This window comes from Pseudomonas sp. EL_65y_Pfl2_R95, assembly GCF_963971045.1.
In the GTDB taxonomy this organism is placed as follows: Bacteria; Pseudomonadota; Gammaproteobacteria; order Pseudomonadales; family Pseudomonadaceae; genus Aquipseudomonas.
On sequence record NZ_CAXAOV010000006.1, the window covers coordinates 177,864 to 197,191 of the forward strand.

General features: G+C 55.5%; 18 protein-coding genes. 9 read left to right on the top strand and 9 right to left on the bottom strand.

Features of this window, described 5'->3' with window-relative positions; all coding sequences use genetic code 11:
• Positions 1 to 6: 6 nt before the first annotated feature.
• The 5 genes from AACY09_RS18940 to tldD all read left to right on the top strand — a co-directional run bounded on the left by AACY09_RS18940 (position 7) and on the right by tldD (position 8,351).
• Positions 7 to 606 (top strand): Maf family protein, encoded by a 600-nt coding sequence (locus tag AACY09_RS18940; RefSeq protein ID WP_339490237.1) that lies wholly within the window; start codon positions 7 to 9, stop codon positions 604 to 606.
• A gap of 67 nt (positions 607 to 673) precedes the next feature.
• Positions 674 to 2,131, top strand: a complete 1,458-nt coding sequence (rng, locus tag AACY09_RS18945) for a ribonuclease G (protein ID WP_339490238.1) — start codon at positions 674 to 676, stop codon at positions 2,129 to 2,131.
• A 31-nt stretch (positions 2,132 to 2,162) separates the two neighbouring features.
• Complete coding sequence (locus AACY09_RS18950; RefSeq protein ID WP_339490240.1) at positions 2,163 to 5,990, top strand: YhdP family protein; 3,828 nt, start codon at positions 2,163 to 2,165, stop codon at positions 5,988 to 5,990.
• A 67-nt stretch (positions 5,991 to 6,057) separates the two neighbouring features.
• Positions 6,058 to 6,906, top strand: a complete 849-nt coding sequence (locus tag AACY09_RS18955) for a carbon-nitrogen hydrolase family protein (RefSeq protein ID WP_339490241.1) — start codon at positions 6,058 to 6,060, stop codon at positions 6,904 to 6,906.
• Between the two features lie 2 nt (positions 6,907 to 6,908).
• Positions 6,909 to 8,351: a metalloprotease TldD gene (gene tldD, locus AACY09_RS18960; protein WP_339490243.1), complete on the top strand. Its 1,443-nt coding sequence runs from the start codon at positions 6,909 to 6,911 to the stop codon at positions 8,349 to 8,351.
• Between the two features lie 77 nt (positions 8,352 to 8,428).
• Here the strand turns inward: tldD and yjgA are convergent, their stop codons facing one another.
• Complete coding sequence (gene yjgA / locus AACY09_RS18965) at positions 8,429 to 8,947, bottom strand: ribosome biogenesis factor YjgA (RefSeq protein WP_339490244.1); 519 nt, start codon at positions 8,945 to 8,947, stop codon at positions 8,429 to 8,431.
• A gap of 108 nt (positions 8,948 to 9,055) precedes the next feature.
• Between yjgA and pmbA the strand changes: the two genes are divergently transcribed.
• The 3 genes from pmbA (at position 9,056) to AACY09_RS18980 (ending at position 11,666) form a co-directional block, all read left to right on the top strand.
• Positions 9,056 to 10,402: a metalloprotease PmbA gene (pmbA, locus tag AACY09_RS18970; protein ID WP_339490245.1), complete on the top strand. Its 1,347-nt coding sequence runs from the start codon at positions 9,056 to 9,058 to the stop codon at positions 10,400 to 10,402.
• 173 nt (positions 10,403 to 10,575) lie between these two features.
• Positions 10,576 to 11,142 carry a nicotinamide riboside transporter PnuC gene (pnuC, locus tag AACY09_RS18975; protein WP_339490246.1) on the top strand — a complete coding sequence of 189 codons (567 nt, stop codon included), beginning with the start codon at positions 10,576 to 10,578 and terminating at the stop codon, positions 11,140 to 11,142.
• Positions 11,139 to 11,666, top strand: coding sequence for an AAA family ATPase (locus tag AACY09_RS18980; RefSeq protein ID WP_339490247.1), 528 nt, complete (start codon positions 11,139 to 11,141; stop codon positions 11,664 to 11,666). Before pnuC ends, AACY09_RS18980 begins: the two co-directional genes overlap by 4 nt.
• A 10-nt stretch (positions 11,667 to 11,676) precedes the next feature.
• Here AACY09_RS18980 and AACY09_RS18985 read toward each other — a convergent pair whose 3' ends face one another.
• The 4 genes from AACY09_RS18985 to AACY09_RS19000 form a co-directional block, all read right to left on the bottom strand.
• Positions 11,677 to 11,874 carry a hypothetical protein gene (locus tag AACY09_RS18985; RefSeq protein ID WP_339490249.1) on the bottom strand — a complete coding sequence of 66 codons (198 nt, stop codon included), beginning with the start codon at positions 11,872 to 11,874 and terminating at the stop codon, positions 11,677 to 11,679.
• Positions 11,875 to 11,891: 17 nt separating this feature from the next.
• The gene (locus AACY09_RS18990; protein ID WP_339490250.1) at positions 11,892 to 12,617 is read right to left on the bottom strand and encodes a substrate-binding periplasmic protein; all 726 of its coding nucleotides are present in this window, start codon (positions 12,615 to 12,617) and stop codon (positions 11,892 to 11,894) included.
• 190 nt (positions 12,618 to 12,807) lie between these two features.
• Positions 12,808 to 13,149, bottom strand: coding sequence for a zinc ribbon domain-containing protein YjdM (locus AACY09_RS18995; protein ID WP_339490251.1), 342 nt, complete (start codon positions 13,147 to 13,149; stop codon positions 12,808 to 12,810).
• 140 nt (positions 13,150 to 13,289) lie between these two features.
• Positions 13,290 to 13,697, bottom strand: a complete 408-nt coding sequence (locus tag AACY09_RS19000) for a hypothetical protein (RefSeq protein WP_339490252.1) — start codon at positions 13,695 to 13,697, stop codon at positions 13,290 to 13,292.
• Positions 13,698 to 14,130: 433 nt separating this feature from the next.
• Here AACY09_RS19000 and AACY09_RS19005 point away from each other — a divergent pair, with 433 nt between their 5' ends.
• Positions 14,131 to 15,219, top strand: a complete 1,089-nt coding sequence (locus tag AACY09_RS19005) for a GGDEF domain-containing protein (RefSeq protein ID WP_339490253.1) — start codon at positions 14,131 to 14,133, stop codon at positions 15,217 to 15,219.
• Here the strand turns inward: AACY09_RS19005 and AACY09_RS19010 are convergent.
• The 4 genes from AACY09_RS19010 to hmgA form a co-directional block, all read right to left on the bottom strand.
• On the bottom strand, positions 15,216 to 15,716 hold the full coding sequence (locus AACY09_RS19010; protein ID WP_339490254.1) for an LEA type 2 family protein: 501 nt from the start codon (positions 15,714 to 15,716) through the stop codon (positions 15,216 to 15,218). The two genes, AACY09_RS19005 and AACY09_RS19010, sit on opposite strands and share 4 nt — an antisense overlap.
• Positions 15,717 to 15,813: 97 nt before the next feature.
• The gene (locus AACY09_RS19015; protein WP_339490256.1) at positions 15,814 to 16,662 is read right to left on the bottom strand and encodes a DMT family transporter; all 849 of its coding nucleotides are present in this window, start codon (positions 16,660 to 16,662) and stop codon (positions 15,814 to 15,816) included.
• Between the two features lie 114 nt (positions 16,663 to 16,776).
• The gene (locus AACY09_RS19020; RefSeq protein ID WP_339490257.1) at positions 16,777 to 17,571 is read right to left on the bottom strand and encodes an outer membrane protein OmpK; all 795 of its coding nucleotides are present in this window, start codon (positions 17,569 to 17,571) and stop codon (positions 16,777 to 16,779) included.
• Positions 17,572 to 17,944: 373 nt separating this feature from the next.
• Entirely contained in the window at positions 17,945 to 19,237 is a 1,293-nt protein-coding gene (gene hmgA, locus AACY09_RS19025) for a homogentisate 1,2-dioxygenase (RefSeq protein WP_339490258.1), read from the bottom strand.
• Between the last annotated feature and the right edge of the window lie 91 nt (positions 19,238 to 19,328).

Genomic DNA, 19,328 nt, shown 5'->3' on the forward strand with positions numbered 1-19,328 from the left:
TTCTGCATGGCCACGTTGTACCTGGCTTCAGGTTCGTCACGTCGGCGTGAGTTGCTCACCCAGATTGGTGTGCCCTTTACCACGCAAATCAGCCCGATAGATGAAATTGCATTGCCTGATGAGCAGCCAGATCGTTATGTAGAGCGTCTGGCGTTGGCAAAAGCGCAGGCCGTGTTTGACCAGCTTGAATCGCCGCTTGATGCAGTGGTGCTCGGCTCTGATACGGCGGTGGTGCTTGATGGCAAGATTCTGGGCAAACCTGCTGACCGAAACGATGCACTGGCGACGTTGAAGGCACTGTCGGGCCGCGAGCATCAGGTGTTGACCGCGGTGGCGCTGGTCTCGCGAGATAAAGTCAGCGCCGTGGTGGTGACAAGTCAGGTAACCTTTAGATCCATTTCAGATGCGCAGGCACAGGCATACTGGGCCAGCGGTGAACCCCAGGATAAAGCGGGTAGTTACGGTATTCAGGGCTTGGCGGCAGTGTTCGTCAGTCAATTGCAGGGCAGTTATTCGGCAGTGGTGGGTTTGCCCCTGTGCGAAACGGCTGAGTTACTCGCAGATTTTGCAATTCCGTGCTGGCAAGCGTTGCCAGTCCACACTTAAGGAAGTTGTAGGTCACGGGTGAGCGATCTCCCCGAGTTTGCAGCTTCATCTCAAAAGAGATGGACGCATGAGTGAAGAAATCCTGATCAACATCACGCCGATGGAATCGCGCGTGGCAGTCGTCGAAAATGGCGTGCTGCAGGAAGTCCACGTCGAGCGCACACAGCGTCGCGGGATTGTCGGCAATATCTACAAGGGTAAAGTCGTAAGAGTGTTGCCGGGCATGCAGGCCGCATTTGTCGATATTGGCCTTGAGCGGGCGGCCTTTATTCATGCGTCAGAAATTTCCAGCCGTGAAGGCGCTGCGGTCGAAAGCATCAGCGCGTTGGTGCACGAAGGCCAAAGCTTGGTCGTGCAGGTCACTAAAGACCCTATCGGCACCAAAGGTGCGCGCCTGACGACCCAGCTGTCGTTGCCATCGCGTTACCTTGTGTATATGCCCAAGAGCAGCCACGTCGGCATTTCCTTGAAGATCGAGGACGAGGCGGAGCGTGAGCGCCTCAAGCAAGTGGTTGCCGAGTGTGTGGCGGCTGACGGCAATGAGGAAGCCGGCGGTTTCATACTGCGCACAGCTGCTGAGGGCGCGGGCACGGATGAAATTCTGGCGGATATCCGTTACGTGCGCCGTTTGTGGGGGCAAATTGCCGGGCAGATGAAGTCTGCATCCTCACCCTCGGTGATCTATGAAGACCTCAGCCTTGCCTTGCGCACATTACGTGACTTGGTCAGCCCGCGAACTGAGAAAATCCGCATTGATTCCCGTGAGACCTTTCAGAAAATCAGCCATTTCGTCGGTGAACTGATGCCGGAAATTTCTGACCGTCTTGAGCATTACCCGGGTGAGCGGCCGATTTTTGACCTGTACGGCGTTGAAGATGAGATCCAGAAAGCCCTCGACCGCAAGGTGCCGCTGAAGTCCGGTGGCTATCTGGTGGTTGATCCGGCTGAAGCGATGAGCACCATTGATGTCAATACCGGCGCTTTTGTCGGCCATCGCACCTTAGAAGAAACCATATTCAAGACTAATCTTGAAGCAGCCACGGCAATTGCCCGGCAACTGCGCCTGCGTAACCTCGGCGGGATTATCATCATCGACTTTATCGACATGGAAGATGAAGAGCACCAGCGCCAGGTTTTACGCACGTTGGAAAAACAATTAGAGCGCGATCACGCGAAGACCAATATCATTGGCATTACTGAGCTGGGTCTGGTGCAAATGACCCGCAAACGTACGCGCGAGAGCCTTGAGCAAGTGCTCTGTGAGCCTTGCGCTTGTTGTCAGGGACGCGGCAAGTTAAAAACCCCGGAAACCACCTGCTACGAGATTTTTCGGGAAATACTGCGTGAAGCAAGAGCCTATCAGCCAGAGGGATACAGGGTGTTGGCCAATCAAAAAGTGGTAGACCGTTTGCTCGACGAAGAGTCAGGCAACGTTGCAGATCTAGAGGCCTTTATTGGTCGCACCATCAAGTTTCAAGTAGAGACCATGTACTCTCAGGAACAATACGATGTGGTGCTGCTGTGACGTACCTGCTCGCCGTAAAGGGTTGAGTTAGTTGGCACGTTCAGGCAACTGGCTAGCAAAGCTTCTGCGCTGGAGCTTAGGGCTCTGTGCGCTGGTATTAATCGTTGCCGCATTGCTGGTCAGCATCGGTCGGCAAATTACTCCGTTAGTGGCGCAATACCGCATCGAGGCCGAAGACAAAGCGCAGGCCGCCTTGGGTATGCCTGTGTCCATTGGTTCGCTGGAGGGCAGTTGGCACGGCTTGGCACCCATACTGGTCGCCCATGATGTGATCCTTGGCGACGGGGCCGATGCGGTGCGTCTGGATCAAATTCGTCTGATACCTGATCTGGTCGCCAGTGCCATGGCCATGCAGCCCCGAGCCGAGCTATTGGCGATTGATGGCTTGCAGCTTAGTGTGGCCGAGAATGAGGCTGGCGAGTGGCAGGTTGAAGGCCTGCCTAAGCCCAAAGACAATGATGCGCCTGATATAGACAAGGTCCTTGAGCAGTTGAAAAGGGTGCGCCACCTTTCGCTGCTTAACAGTCAGGTGACACTCGAAGCCTTCAAGCAGCCCGCCCATACCTTGCGCTACGTGAACATGACCCTGGGTTTTTCCGGCGGTCGCCAGCGCCTCGATGGGCGTTTGCAACTCCCCGACGGCAAACCGTTGGCATTGCAGGTACGCACTAGGATGAACGTCAAGAAGTGGCGTGACCTGCAAGCTGAGGTGTACCTGCAATTGCCTGAAACCGATTGGGCAAGCTGGTTACCCAAAAGCCTAACCCGCGACTGGTCGCTGGATCATCTGCAGCTTGGCGGCCAATTCTGGCTGTCATGGGCTGACAGGACGCTGCAGCGCGCCACCACGCAAATTAAAATGCCCCTGCTTGAGGGTCGCTACGCCGAGCGAAAGCCTGTGAGCCTGACCGATGTGGAGCTCAACAGTTATTTTGAACGCGATGCTGATGGCGTGCGTGCCCAGTTGTCCAACTTCACCGCGCGCAACGGTGAGCAGCAAATTGGCCCTTTGAACGCGACGCTGCGACAGCATGTAAAGCAGCCCGATGCTGCTGAGTATTGGGCGCTGAGTGTTGATCGCTTAGAGATCGCCCCCTTGTTGCCATTCGTGCAGGCGCTGGCGCCGATGCAAGATAAAGCACTGAATGCGATCACCACCCTCGACCCTCGCGGTGCGCTGACCAACGCTACCCTGCGCTTTGAACCTGACGCCGAGGGGGATAAACGGGTTCAGTTTGCAACCAATACCGATGGCGTCAGCTTCTCGGCCTATGACCATGTGCCCGGCATTGAGAATATTACCGGCAGCGTCACGGGCGATTTGGGCTCGGGTTCGATTTTGCTGGATGCCAAAGAGTTCTCCCTCAACCTGGCAACCTTGTTCCCCAAGCCGTGGCTGTATCACACGGCGCGCGGCCAGGTTGATTGGCGAATCAACGAGCAAGGCCTGACGCTGCGTGCCCCTTATGTTCAAGCAACGGGTGATGAAGGCCAGGCGGCGGGTGACTTCCTGATTCGCCTGACCGGCGATCCTGAGATTGAAGATTACATGGACCTGCGGGTCGGCATCACCCATGGCGATGCGCGTTTCACAGAAAAATACTTGCCGACCAAGGTGCCTGAGTTCAGCCCGGAACTGGCCAACTGGTTGAAAACGTCGATCAAGGCCGGTGCGGTCGACCAGGGTTATTTCCAGTTTCAAGGCTCGCTTAACAAGGGCTCGAGCAAGGCTTCGCACAGCATTAGCTTGTACTTTGCCGTGCATGACGCTGAGTTGGCCTATCAGCCGGGCTGGCCGGAGCTGAAAAACGCCCGTGGGGAAGTGCTGATTGAAGACGATCAAGTGCGCATTCGCGTGCCGCAAGGGCAGATACTCAATAGCACGGCGAAAAACGTTACTGTCACCATTCCTCTTGAGCAGCCGGATACACAACCCCACCTGATGCTAACGGCCGACCTTGAGAGTAATGCTGCTGATGCGCTGAAAATCCTCAAGGAAGCGCCCATTGGTACCGCTGAAGTATTTAAAGACTGGCAGGGTAAAGGGGATTTGACCGGCGCGCTGGATTTGGATATCCCGCTGCACAAAGGCCTAGAGCCCAAGGTGATAGTCGATTTCACCGCGAAGGATGCCGAGGTCAAGATTGGCAACCCGAAGCTGGACCTCAGCCATGTATCCGGTGCATTTCGTTATGACACCTCCAAAGGCTTGAGTGCCCCGAAAATCGAGGCGCAATTGCTCGGGCACAAAGCCAAGGGCAAGGCCATTGCACAGGCGGTGAATGGTCGGGCGACCAGTTTGATTGATGCCCAAGGACAAGTTCCTCTAGAAGCGCTTGGCAAGTGGCTTGGCGTGACTCAGCCGATCCCCGCCAAAGGTGATTTGCCTTATCGCATGCGCCTGAAAATTGATGGTGCGCAAACCAATTTGCAAATTGATTCTGCGCTTAAAGGCGTGGCGATTGATCTGCCGGCACCTTTTGCTAAAGCCGCCAATGATCGGCGCAATACGACCTTTGAAATGGGCTTGGGTGGCGAGCAGCATAGTTTCAAAGTGGGTTATGCGAACTTGTTGAGTTTCAATGGCGTTGCGCCTGCAGCAGATATTCTGCAAGGTCGGGGTGAGTTGCGCTTAGGCGGTGGCCTGGCGCAGTTGCCAACGCAGAAGGGCTATCGTCTGCGTGGTTCGGTTGCCGAGTTGGATCTGGCCGCCTGGCAGAAAGCGGTCGCTCCCTATATGGGGGCGTCCAAGGGCTCCGCCTTGCAGGTTTTCACCGATGCACAATTGAAGATTGGGCGCTTTGTCGGCTTTGGTAAAACCGTGGATAACGTCACGGTGGGCGTGCGCCGCTCGGGTCCAGCATGGGCCTTGTCTGTCGACAGTTCGCTGGCGAAGGGCAATGTACTGTTCCCCGATAATTCATCGCGGCCGATCAGCGCTGATCTTGCCTACATTCGCTTGCCCAAGCTAGAGCCAAGCAAGACGGTCGTCTCGGACAAGCCTGATCCGTTGGCGGATGTTGATCCGGGTAAAATCCCCTCAATTGACTTTAAGGTGGCGGAGATAAAACTGGGCGAGCACTCACTGGGCCCGTCATCATTGAAGGCCCGACCCGTTACCAGTGGGGTTCGGTTCAGTGATCTGAATATCAACCTTTCCGGCTTGAAATTGACAGGTACCGCAGGCTGGGAGGGGGCGGTGGGCAGCGCCAATAGTTGGTACAAGGGGCGCTTTGAAGGTAAGAATCTAAAAGATGTGTTGCAGGCTTGGGGGTTCGCGCCTACCGCCACCAGTGAGCGGTTTCGGCTGGACGTGGATGGCACTTGGCCTGGCTCGCCCCTGAATGTCAGTTTGGCACGATTCAGTGGCGATATGGACGCCTCCCTGCATAAAGGCCAGTTCGTCGAGGCCAAGGGCTCGGCGTCGGCGTTGCGGGTTTTCGGTCTGCTTAACTTCAACTCAATCGGGCGTCGCTTGCGTTTGGACTTCTCTGACTTGCTGGGCGAGGGCTTGAGTTATGACGAGGTTAAAGGCGATCTGCGTGCAACCAGTGGGGTTTATGTCACCACTAGACCGATCACGCTAAAAGGCCCATCAAGTGATCTGGAACTCAATGGCACCTTGAATATGGTTGATCAAAGCATCGACGCTAAATTACTGGTCACGCTGCCAGTGACGAACAATTTGCCCATCGCCGCGCTGATTGTCGGAGCGCCTGCGATTGGTGGGGCGCTCTTTGTTGTCGATAAGCTGTTAGGCGACCATATAGCGCGCTTTGCCAGTGTTCAATACGACGTCAAAGGCCCGATTCAATCGCCTGATATCGACTTTGATAAACCTTTTGAAAAACCCAGGTGAGTAGCCTGTCAGAAGGTGGTGAGGGGCGTAGACTAGCGAGTAACAGCCTTATCGCCACGGAGAGATCATGAGCCTCTCGGTTATTCAGATGGTCAGCCAGGATGATGTGCTGGCTAACCTGCATCAAGCACGCAAGTTGCTCGAGAACGCCGCTGAGCAAGGCGCAAGTCTTGCGGTCTTGCCTGAAAACTTTGCCGCTATGGGTCGGCGTGATTACCGGCAGATGGGTCGTGATGAAGCAATGGGTGAAGGGCCGATCCTGCCCTGGTTGAAAAAGACCGCCCGCGACCTCAAGTTATGGATAGTTGCCGGGACAATTCCTTTGCCGGCCGAGGGGCAGCCCGAGGCCAAGCCAAATGCATGCTCATTACTCTTTGATGCGGATGGCGAGCCTGTTGCACGCTATGACAAATTGCATTTGTTTGATGTGGATGTCGCCGACAATCGCGGTCGTTACCGGGAGTCGGATGATTATGAATTTGGCGCCCACGTGGTGGTGGCTGATACCCCGATAGGGCGGCTGGGATTGACCGTTTGCTACGATTTGCGGTTTCCTGAGTTGTATAGCGCCTTGCGTGCTGCTGGCGCTGAACTGATCACCGCGCCGTCGGCGTTTACCGCCGTGACCGGCGCTGCCCATTGGCAGGTGCTGATTCGCGCACGTGCCATCGAGACACAGTGTTATCTGCTGGCCGCCGCGCAGGGTGGTGTTCACCCCGGCGGTCGTGAGACCCATGGCCATTCAGCAATTGTTGATCCTTGGGGACGCATTTGTATCAGTCAGGCACAAGGCGAGGGCGCTCTGGTCGAGCCACGAGACGCCGCCGAACAGGCCTCGATACGCCAACGAATGCCGGTGATGCGGCATAAACGATTTTTTGCAGCGGCCGAACTGCGGCTGCCAGGTTTGGAGTAGTTATGAGCGAGATGTTGATGTCGGTGAGCGATCACCTGTTGAGCCCAGGCGGCCTGACGATCGATAGTTTACCTGGCGTTCTAGGCGAATTGGCTGGGCCTGGTATCGATGCCGCTGATTTGTACTTCCAAAGTCAGGTTTCTGAAACCTGGGTGCTTGAAGATGGCATCGTCAAAGAAGGCAGTTTCAACCTTGATCAAGGTGTGGGTGTGCGCGCCCAGTCCGGCGAAAAAACCGGTTTTGCCTACAGCAACGCGATTACCGCCGAAGCTTTGAGCCAAGCTGCTCTGGCTGCGCGGTCTATCGCTCGCGCTGGGCAAAATGGCTGTGTGCGCGCCTTCAGCAGCCCAAGCATTACCGCCCTTTATGCGCCGAATAACCCACTGGATGTGATGGATCGGGCCGAGAAGGTTGAACTGCTCAAGCAGGTCGACCAGGCAACACGCGCACTCGACTCGCGGATCAAGCAGGTTACCGTTAGTCTGGCGGGGGTATGGGACCGGGTAATGGTCGCCTCAACCGATGGTGGCCTTGGCGCTGATATTCGTCCGCTGGTACGGTTTAACGTCAGCGTTATCGTTGAGCAAAATGGCCGTCGTGAGCGGGGTGGACATGGCGGTGGCGGGCGCACCGATTATCGCTACTTTCTAAACGAAGACCGCGCCATGGGCTATGCCCGTGAGGCGTTGCGTCAGGCGCTGGTCAATCTCGAAGCCATTCCAGCGCCGGCTGGCAGCATGCCAGTGGTTATGGGCGCGGGCTGGTCAGGTGTGCTGTTGCACGAGGCGGTAGGTCACGGTCTGGAAGGTGACTTCAACCGTAAAGGCAGCTCGGCCTACAGTGGTCGCATGGGCGAGAAAGTTGCATCGAGCCTGTGCACCATTGTCGATGACGGCACCTTGGCTGAGCGACGTGGTTCGTTGAGCATGGATGACGAAGGTACGCCGACGCAGTGCACCACGCTGATCGAGAATGGCGTACTCAAGGGCTACATGCAGGACAAACTCAATGCTCGTTTGATGGGTGTCCGGCCTACTGGCAATGGCCGTCGTGAGTCTTACGCGCATTTGCCAATGCCGCGCATGACCAATACCTACATGCTCGCCGGTGAGAGTGACCCAGAAGAAATTATCCGCTCAGTGAAGAAGGGCATCTACTGCGCCAACCTGGGCGGCGGGCAGGTCGATATCACCAGCGGTAAATTCGTCTTCTCCACCAGCGAAGCCTATCTGATTGAAGACGGTAAAATTACGGCACCGGTTAAAGGCGCGACCTTGATCGGTAATGGTCCAGAGGCCATGAGCCGAGTGTCGATGGTCGGTAACGACCTGGCGCTGGACAGCGGCGTGGGCACCTGTGGCAAAGACGGTCAGTCAGTGCCCGTTGGTGTCGGCCAGCCAACCCTGAAAATCGATGCAATTACCGTCGGCGGTACCGGCGGTTGATGCAAAGCCTGCGAAGGTGCGCGCCAGCCTTTGCGGGTTTTAGCGCGGGAAGGTCCCGCGCAATGGCATTCGAGAAATTAACGCAGGCCGCGTTTGCTCTCGTCTAGCTCACGGATGTATTTGAAGATTTTACGCGAGGCCGCTGGCGCTTTGTTTTGCGCAGCTTCATGTTGGCCTTGGCGGATAAGTTGGCGCAGGTGCTGGCGGTCTGCTTCAGGGTACTCGCCGACGAAGCTTTCGAGGGTTTCATCGGTGCCGCTGATTAAACGGTCACGCCAGCGCTCGAGGCCGTGGAAACGCTCGTTGTATTGACGGGTTGAGGCGTCAAGCTGATCGAGCAGGGTCAGAATCGCGTCAGTGTCCTGATCGCGCATCAACCGGCCGATGAACTGGGTATGGCGTTTTTTCGCCGAATTAGCGGTGTGCTTAGGCGCTTCAGCCAGCGCAGTGCGCAGTTCTTCGGTGAGGGGTAATTTGTTTAGCAGGTCCGGCTTTAGAGCAGCCAGACGTTGACCGAGATCTTGCAACGCATGCAGCTCGCGTTTGACCTGGGTTTTGCTTTTCTCTGCGGAGGAGTCGTCAAGGTATTCAGACATGGGGGCGATCCAGTGGAAAACGCCGTCATGATAGCAGTTAGTTCCAAGTTGTAAGCGGTTGAGCCCGACAGGGTGCAGCTCACAGCGAAAATATTTTCAGGAGTAGGTATGAGTTCAGTAGAAGTTGTCGGCCCGCAAATGGTGCCGCAGTTACAGGCTCAGGTTGAGCAGATTATCGCTGAAGCCAAAAAACAGGGGGCCAGTGCCTGTGAAGTAGCGGTCTCTGTTGAGCAAGGCTTGTCGACGACAGTACGCCAGCGCGAGGTTGAAACCGTTGAGTTCAACCGCGATCAAGGTTTTGGCATCACCCTGTACCTGGGGCAGCGCAAAGGCTCGGCCAGTACCTCGGCGACCGGCGATGCAGCGATTCGTGAAACAGTAGCGGCAGCCTTGGCGATTGCCAAACATGCCTCTGAAGATGAAAGCGCAGGCCTTGCCGACGCTGCATTGATGGCGCGTGAACTGCCTGATCTGGATCTCTACCATGCATGGGCGATAACCCCTGAGCAGTCGATTGAGCACGCACTGCGTTGCGAAAGCGCGGCATTCGATGCTGACAAGCGGATCAAGAACGCCGACGGCACATCCCTGAGTACTCACCAAGGCTGCCGCGTGTATGGCAATAGCAATGGTTTTGTCGGGGGTTATGCCAGTACGCGGCACAGCCTCAGCTGCGTAATGATCGCCGAAGACAACGGCCTTATGCAGCGTGACTACTGGTATGACGTTAATCGTCAGGGCGAATTGCTGGCCAGCCCTGAAGACATTGGCGTGCGTGCCGCCATGCGTTCGGTTAGCCGCCTCGGTGCGCGTCCTGTGCCGACTTGTGAAGTGCCTGTGTTGTTCGCTGCTGAATTGGCCACGGGCTTGTTCAGCAGCTTCTTGGGCGCGATCTCGGGCGGCAGCATTTACCGTAAATCCTCATTCCTTGAAGGCACCATCGGCCAGCAGTTGTTCCCGCAGTGGCTGAGTCTGGATGAGCGTCCGCATATCCCGCGGGCCATGGCCAGCGCGGCGTTCGATGGCGATGGTTTGGCCACTTACGCTAAATCGTTCGTCGAGAACGGCGAGTTGCTTTCCTATGTGCTCGGCACCTATTCCGGGCGCAAGCTGGGCATGCCAAGCACCGCTAACGCGGGCGGTGTGCACAACCTGTTTGTCAGCCATGGCGACGAAGACCAACAAGCACTGATCAAGCGTATGGGGCGTGGCCTGTTGGTTACCGAGCTTATGGGCCATGGTCTGAACATGGTGACCGGCGACTACTCACGTGGCGCGGGTGGTTACTGGGTGGAAAACGGCGAAATACAGTTCCCTGTCCAAGAGGTGACAATTGCCGGCAATATGCGCGACATGTTCAGGCAGATTGTCGCAGTCGGCAATGATCTGGAGCTGCGCAGCAGTATTCGCACTGGCTCCGTATTGATTGAGCGCATGACAGTAGCCGGGAGCTAATTGCCTGAAAGGGTGGATGGTGTTCGCTATCCGCCTTCTCCGGTAACGACTGTTGTGCCGCGTCGCCAACAAGCTCGCGTGCTTCGCGCTAACGGCGCTCAGCTGCCATTGGATGACTTCCAGAATTATTTGACTACAGGGCAGCGCACAGCTGTCCTGGCTTTGAGGCTTGTATGTCGCCACTTGAACTCGTAGCCGCCGCTCTTGGCGTAATTGCCGTGTGGCTGACGGTTAAACAGAACATCTGGTGCTGGCCGATCGGGCTGGTCATGGTGTTGATGTACAGCTGGATATTCTTCGATATAAAGCTCTATTCAGACATGCTCCTGCAGATCATTTATGCCGCGCTGCAACTCTACGGTTGGTGGCAGTGGACCCGTGGCGGCGGTGCGCATAATGGGCGTGAGGTTAGCCGCTTGAGCTCAACGGCGCTGGCTGGCAGCCTGTTACTGGGTGCGCTGGGCAGTGTTGCCCTGGGCTATGTGATGGCGACCCACACCGATGCCGCTTCGCCCTGGTTGGATGCTGCCCTGACTGGCTTCAGCCTCGTGGCTCAAGTGTGGATGGCGCAAAAGCGACTTGAATGCTGGGCGCTATGGATCATCGTTGACCTGATCTTCGTCGGCTTGTTCATCAGCAAAGGCTTGTACCTGACGGCGGCGCTGTATGCCCTGTTCACCCTATTGGCGGTTCAAGGCTGGCGGGACTGGCGGCGAGCGCCTGAGCCTGCATACGCATGAAGGTGCTGGTGCTGACCGGGCCGGAATCGACCGGTAAAAGTTGGCTGGCAGCGGCGCTGCAGCAGCAGTTTGGTGGCGTCGTGGTTGGCGAATATGTGCGCTACTTTATTGATCAGCAACAGCGCGAAACCTGTTATGCAGATATCTCCGCAATCGCCCAGGGCCAGCTTGACTGGGAAGACAGTGCCCGCGCCCAGCTGCCTGAGTTGTTGATTCTCGATACTCATTTGCTCAGCAATATGCTGTGGAGCCGAGAGTTGTTCGGGGATTGCCCGGCGTGGATCGAACAGGCTCTTTTGGCGCGTCGGTACGACATTAACCTACTGCTCGACCCGCAAGGGGTGCCTTGGGTCGATGATGGCCAGCGCTGTCAGCCGCAATTGGCTGAGCGGGTGCAGTTCTTCAGCGACTGTCGCGACTGGTTAGTTCATCATCAACAGCGGTTTGTTACCCTGCAGGGGGATTGGGCGGAGCGTCAAGCTCAAGCGTTGGAGGCTGTGCAGCAGTGGTTGGCTGAGGATTGAGCGGGTAGTTTCAGTTCGAGTCCTTGAGCTGCTGCTCGAGTCGCTGGTTATTGGCGGCGTTGGCCTCATCGATCTGTTTTTGCATCTGCACCATTTGCTGCTGGGCTTTCTCGGCTTGCTGCGCCTGGAGCGACGCAGTTGCTGCTGTCTCCCCGACGCCGCAGGCACTCATTAACAACAGGCTGGTGAGTAGCCAAAATTTGTTCATCGGTGTATTCATTTGCGCTAGTACTGCCACTGCTGATAGATAGCCTGCAGTTTGCCGTTATCCTTCAACCGTTGCAGTGCGCTGGCGAACGCTTGGGCGTTTTTTTCGTCATTTTTATTGAAGGCGGCGTAGCGCGGCATATCGACCAATACGTGGGGCAAAACACGCACTTTAGAGGCTGAATTTTGCTCATGGACGAAATACATCAGTTGAGTTTTGTCGCCGATGATGATGTCGATTCTACCCGCCAGCAACATTGACACCAGCTGTCTCGGGTTTTGCGCGCTGCTGTCCCGGGAGAGGTCAGCGTGGTCAAAGTTGGTTTCATAGGCATAGCCCCGCACTTGACCGATCACATAAGGCATCAAGTCATCAAGGCTCTGCCAGTCAGTGATAGCGGTTTTATGGGTGGTCATAAATACCGTAGCGCCGGTGCGTAGCGGGCCAACAAGACGATATTGCTGTTTGCGCTCCGCGGTGCCAGCGAATGCAAATGCCAGATCAGCATCATGTTGATCGAGCATTTGCTTTACCCGCTGCCAAGGGTAAAGGCGAATTTGGAAATCCAATTTAGCCTCATGCAAAATCGCGCTTATCAGGTCAACATCCATTCCTATTGGTTTTTCACTATTGGCTTTGCTGAAGCTGTAGGGCGCGAATTGTTCATCGGCCACTGCCAGCAGAGATTCTGCAGATGCAGGCAGGCTGAGGCACAGCAACAGACCGATGCAAAGGTAGCGCATAGTGGACTCCAGCTTGCCTTGAGGAGGGTTAAGCAAATCGGCGGTACATACGAATGCTAGCTAATACTGGCAAATAATGCGCTGTTTGCGCAGGGCAGGCTGGAATATAAGGCAAAGAAATCTGTGTGCAGCGGCTATTAGTGGCAATAGCCGTGCGTGGAGAAGGGGGCAAGCATTGCTGAGTTGGGGGTCAGACTTTCTTGACGAACTCGGATTTGAGTTTCATTGCACCGATACCGTCTATTTTGCAATCAATGTCATGATCGCCGTCGCACAAGCGGATGCCTTTGACTTTGGTACCGACTTTAACCACCAGCGATGATCCCTTGACCTTGAGATCTTTAATCACGGTGATTGTGTCGCCGTCCTGCAACGGATTGCCGACCGAGTCCTTGATGACTTTGGCATCGTCAGCGGCGGTGTCTTCGCTGTTGGCCGACCACTCATGGGCGCATTCCGGACACATCAGCAGGGTGCCGTCTTCGTAGGTATATTCAGAGTTGCATTTAGGGCATGGCGGCAGAGTGCTCATCACGCGACCTCGGCTTGAGTCTATTAATGGCCATATATTGTATAGGGTTTTGCGGGCGCTGCGGCTGCGAACTCTGACTGGGACACTGCGCTGTAGCTCAGGGCAAAAAAAGCCCCGCAATTGCGAGGCTGATCTGGCGCTTAATGATGGTGGCCTCCACCGCCATGATAATTGCCACCACCATGGTAATAGTTGTTGTAGTGGCCATAGCCGCCTCGGCCGCCGTAGTAAATCACTGTACGGGGACGGTAGGCTGGGGCCACAACTACAGGGTAAGGTTGGTAATACACCGGTGGTGGCTGGTAGTACACCGGCTGTGGTGGCGGATAATAAGCAGGCTGGGGCGGCGGATAATAGGCAGGTGGAGCCGGCTGTACATAGACAGTCTGCGGCGCCGGTTGACTATTAGCGACGATCGCGCCGCCGATCACAGCTCCTGCAACGGCCCCTGCGATCACAGCGCCATCGTTATGACCGTGCGCTGAAGCTTGGCCGGCGGCGAGCCAGCTGGCAATTAATATGAGTGGCAGAAAAATACGCTTAATCATTTTATGACTCCTACAGTACGGACAAATGCCGCCTGTATATTCTGACTATGATTTTGCGATTTCGGCACGAAACAGGGTGTAAAGCTTGTGTAAATTAAGGCGCCCCTTTTTGGGGCGCGATACTGTTGCTGGCTGCAGATTCCGGTAGATAACAACTTTTGATTGGGAGGGGAAGCTTGACCTTGAGCTACTCTTAAACAGCTAGCCGCACCTTGGCTATTGATGTCGGCAGTCTGCTCAAGCAAAGTGCGAGCAGGGTTATCAGTTAGGGGCTAGGCATTGCGCCATGTTCCAGGCAATAGCGGCCTCTAATGGGGCGTATCCCTTTCTGATTCATCTGTGTGGGCTGAATGGGCGATACTTCATTTGTGATGCAGATGCGGTATCCACGCTGGCGCCGCCGGCGGCGAAGGGATTTCTTGGGAGCTCGCGTATGCAGTTATTCTTGTCCGGGATAGAACGCGATCCGTTAGATACAGATTTTATCCGAATGACCTTCCGCTCTTTTGTGCAGCGGGGGATTCTTATCCTGATGGTGGTCAATCCACTGCACGCGATCTTGCTCTGGCTCAACCACAGCAGTTGGTGGCAGTTCAGCCTGTTGGCGATGATCATCCAAATTCCGCTCTATCCGCTATGCGCACGGAAACGTCCATTCGCAGTCTTTCTGCCCAGTGTGCTCATGCTTTTTGCAATTGTTACGCTCTACATTATGGAGTTCTCGAAGCACTTCGGGCCCAGCGCAGGTTTCCAATATCTGGTGATGGCGCTGATTCCTCTGGTGGTATTTGCCGGGCGGATCGGCCTTAAGCTGAAGGTATTGATTTGCCTGGTCATGGCGATTGGGATGTTCAGCTTTGAGCTGCAGCCAGCCTCAGGCGCAAAGCATTCAATGAGCGTTGAAGCGCTGGAGCAGTTTCGCATATTGAATCTGCTGATTTGCTTTGTGACCATATCGCTTCTGACCTTTACTCACTTTGTCACCGTTTCTCGAATCCAGTCCAAGTTGCAGCACTTGGCGGCTTATGACCCGCTCACGCAACTGGTTAACCGTCGCAGAATCGGGCAGCTGGCAGAACAGGCCATTTCGCAAAGCCGTCGCCAGCAATATCCGCTGTCGGTGATTTTGGCTGATATCGATCATTTCAAAGGGATCAACGACCGTTATGGGCATCCGATTGGGGACGCGGCGTTGCGCCATGTCAGCGATCTGATCCGCACAATTGCCCGGGAATCGGACAGTTGCTGTCGCTGGGGCGGAGAGGAGTTTTTACTTTTACTGCCGCACACCAATCTACTGGGCGCCGTGCACGTGGCAGAGCGGATCAGAGAGGTCGTTGCGGCATCGCCCCTGCAAGCGCCCGAGGTCGAACTGTACATGCAACTGACCCTGGGCGTTGCGATGTTGATGCCGGGTGAAGGGCTTGCCGATCTGGTAAAGCGAGCCGATGCGGCCCTGTACGAAGGTAAGCGGGCGGGGCGTGATCGTGTGGTTAAAAGTGATCCACAAACCGCTAGTTAAGGCACTGGCTGGGTTGGATCAGGCCAATTGAACGTGCCTGAGTCACTAAAGCGTGAGGTACCAAACAGGCCGCCAGCAAACTTACCGCTCAGTTCATAGGGCAAGCCTTGGCCTGGCTTGTAAAGCGATGCGCCCATTGCCTGGCGCATTGCCGAGAACGCCGAAATAGTCACAGGGACACTGATTACGGCCTCACCGAAGCGGGGTATTTGTCCGCTTTGATCGCTAACACCGCTGGCCAGCGGTTGGTTGTTCACATCCAGATCCAGTGCGATGCCGTTGTAATCGATGGCACTGTCATTCGGGTTTTGCACCCGAAGCTTCACTGAAAAGCGCATTTCCAGACCTTCACCGGGTAAGGGCTCCAGGCCAACGAGGTCGATTTTAACCGGGTCGCGCGGGCTCAGGCTGCTGCAGGCCGCCAAGCTGACGATTAAGAAGCTGGCGAGCACTGCGCGCAGCAGCGCATGAGTCGATGAAGTGCTAAAACTGAGCATGGCTTAGATTCCGTTCAAGGTTGAACATGTGCATGGTGCGCAGTTGGCAATCCATGGAGAGGCAATAATGCTACAGCTATAGACCACAAATAACCGCTTAGGTTTGAGGGCTGCGCTGCTTGGCGGTGAGAACAATGGCGATACCGCCGAGCACCGCTGCGGAGCTTAGCAACAGGCGCAATGTCAGCGCTTCGTGGAGCAATAAGCTGCCAGCAAGCGCCGCTAGTATAGGAACACTCAATTGTACGGTGGCGGCCTGGAAGGATTTCAAGCCACGCAAAGCGCTGTACCAGATCGCGTAGCCGACCCCTGAGGCCAGAGCCCCCGAAAGTACCGCGTAGCCTAAACCCGCTGCGTCCCACTGCAGGCGGCTGATCAATAGCAGGCTGATGAATAATGCAATCGGCACTGCCCGTAAGAAATTCCCTGTTGTGGTCGCCAGCGGGTCTGCAGCGCCACGGCCCATCAACGAATAGGCGCCCCATGCAACCCCGGCAACCATCATTAACAACGCGCTGCTGAGCGCAGGGGTATTGGCACCCGGGAGTAGCAAGGCAACCAGGCCTGCGAGTGCCAAGGCCAAACCTAAAGTCGTGGTGATACCGAAGCGCTCACCGCGATAAAAGCCCCAGGCAATCATGCTCAGCTGTACCGCACCGAACAGCAGCAATGCACCGCTGCCCGCATCGAGGTTGATATAGGCGAATGAAAAGGCTGCTGCATAGGTGGTTAGCGCCAGGGCACCGGGCCAACTGCCCGACATCGGCTGCGCTGCAGTCTTCAAGCGCAGGATGATCAGCAGGGTTATTGCACCCGCGATAATGCGCACGCTGGTAAAGGTGGCTGCATCGATTTCAGTCGCTTTCAGGGCTATTCGGCAGAGAATCGAGTTGCCAGCAAACGCCAGCATCGCAAGTGCGGTTAACAGCAGAATGCGCGAAGACATGATCCATCCTTGTATGCAGATGGGACATCTAATCACACAAGTGGCAAGAGCGACATGGGACTGAAGGCTTAGGATTGCACAGGCTAAATGGCTTTAGCCTGTGCCTTTGTGCACTTAGAAGTGCACTTTTACGATGAAGTTGGTTGCGCTCTGGTTTGTACCATCGAGAATGGTGTCACCGAGGTAGCTGTCATTATCGATGCCGTATTTATCTTTCCAGTAATCGTATTCAATACCGACGTACAACTGCTTTTCGCCCCAGCTCATGGCTTTACCCAAGTCGTATTTGATCTGTGGGTTGAAGTGCAGGTTGGCGTGGTAGCTGTTGTCGTTATCGACAACCCAGTCCATATAACCATCAATCAAGATATCTGAGTTGCCCACGGGGATGGTGTAGCTCCACACCGGCGTGATCTGCCAGACATTGTCGCCATCACGCTTGCCATCGGTGGTGCGCAGATAGGTGTTGATCTGGAAATAATCGAAGCCAGGAATCGCCAGGTCGAAACCAGGGCCAATGAGGTAGGACTCGGTATCGTCCTCGCCAAATTCGTAGGTCATGGCTAACAGCACATCTTTAACTGGGCCAAATTCGAGTTTGGTATTTAGCATTTTCCCGAACGACAAACGGGGTGCGAATTCGCCGTAGAACGTGCTTGAGTCACCCGCGCCGTTACGTTCGGCGCTGTTGTAGGTGATGCCATCGACGAAAAAGAACAGGTCGCCGAAGCTCCAGCCGCTGGCGTGCTCAAACGACAGGGTTTGTTGTTTGTCAGGATCGACCTTGAAATTTTCACCGTATAGATACGTGAGGCTGTTGTTTTGCCATTGCATCAAATCACCCGCAACAGCCTGGCCGCCCGCCAGAAGCCCGCCGGCTAACATCAGAGTAGGGATAAAACGGTTCATCGGGTGGTGCTCCTGGTGCGCAGAATTATAGTTTTAAACCTGTCTATTCGGTCAGGCTGTGGGTTCTAGAGCAAAAACAAAGCCAATTATTGATTTTTCTGCTTTTAGGCCGTTAAAACGTAATTTAACGAGCATATTTGCGGTGTTTGGTCACAGATTGATCAGTAGATCAGGCACGATCGGTTGCCCTTTTTCTGACCAAAAGGACAGTTTTGCATCAGATTGGGGCATCAATTGACGTGCGCAGGATGAGCGTGACCCAGGCAATGCGCGCGGCATACTAGCGGGCCGGGCATAAAGGTCAAGCGAGGAGTGGCGGGCGAGGGGGGGTAGGCTCATGAACAGCTGCTCATGAGCCCATAGCAGGATTACATCAGGCAAGCTTGGGGTTGAAGGTCTTGCTCATGCCTGACCAGCACCCATCGTAATCGGTCTGAAGCTCAGGGCACTGTAATGCGAATTGGCTTGGACGCAGCACTGTGCAGGTTTCGAACATAAAGGCCATGGTGTTATCGATTTTATGGGGCTGTAACCTTGCGGCAATCGCCTGGGTGGTGCTGATGTTGTCCGGCCCGTGGGCACTCATGCAGTTATGCAGCGAGGCGCCACCTGGTGAAAAACCATCCGCCTTGGCGTCGTACGCGCCTTGAATCAAACCCATGAACTCATTCATCAGGTTACGGTGAAACCACGGTGGCCTGAAGGTGTTCTCGGCAACCATCCAGCGCGGCGGGAAGATCACAAAGTCAGCATTGGCTTGGCCTGGTGTGTTACTGGGCGATGTCAGTACAGTAAAAATGGAGGGGTCCGGGTGGTCGAAGCTAACGGTGCCAATGGTATTGAAATGGCGCAGGTCGTATTTGTAAGGCAGGTTATTGCCATGCCACGCGACCACGTCCAATGGCGAGTGATCAAGCTCAGTGGCCCACAACTCACCAAGAAACTTTTGCACCAGTTGTACTGGCTGGTCGCTGTCTTCGAAGTGGGCAACTGGCGCGAGAAAGTCACGGGCGTTAGCCAGGCCATTACTGCCAATGGGGCCTAGTTCCGGCAGATGGAAGGCGCTGCCATGGTTCTCGCAGATATAGCCGCGTGCGTTGTCATCAAGCAACTCAACGCGAAATTTCATGCCGCGAGGAATGACTGCAATTTCCAAGGGCTCGATCTCCAGGCGTCCGAGCTCAGTGGCGATCCGCAAGCGGCCCTGCTGCGGCACTATCAAGAATTCGCCATCGGCATTGAACATCACGCGGGTCATCGAGCAGTTAGCCCGGTAGATATGCACGCTGACCCCGGACGCCTGGTCGGCAGCGGCGGTGGCGGCTAGGGTGACTAAGCCATCCAGAAAGTCAGTTGCCTGTTCAGGGAATGGCAGCGGATTCCAGCGCAAACGGTTGGGTGTAATGGGGCCCAAGGCGCCGCCTTCAATCTGCTTTTCCATGCGCACGAAGGCCGGATGATTGGCCGACGGCTTGATGCGGTACATCCACGTTCGCCGAGTATCAGCCCTCGGTACGGTGAATGCGGTGCCTGAAAGCAGCTCGGTGTAGAGCCCGTAAGGTACTTTTTGTGGGGAGTTCTGACCGATCGGCAGTGCACCCGGAAGTGCTTCACTGCTCAAGTGATTGGCAAAGCCAGACAGGTAGACGAGGTCATCCGTTTTCATGATTTTATTTTTATGTAATTGAATTACGATAAGCGTAACTTGAGTTGTGCATATCGTCAAACAATCGCAGCAAAGCGCAGCCTGCCCGGCT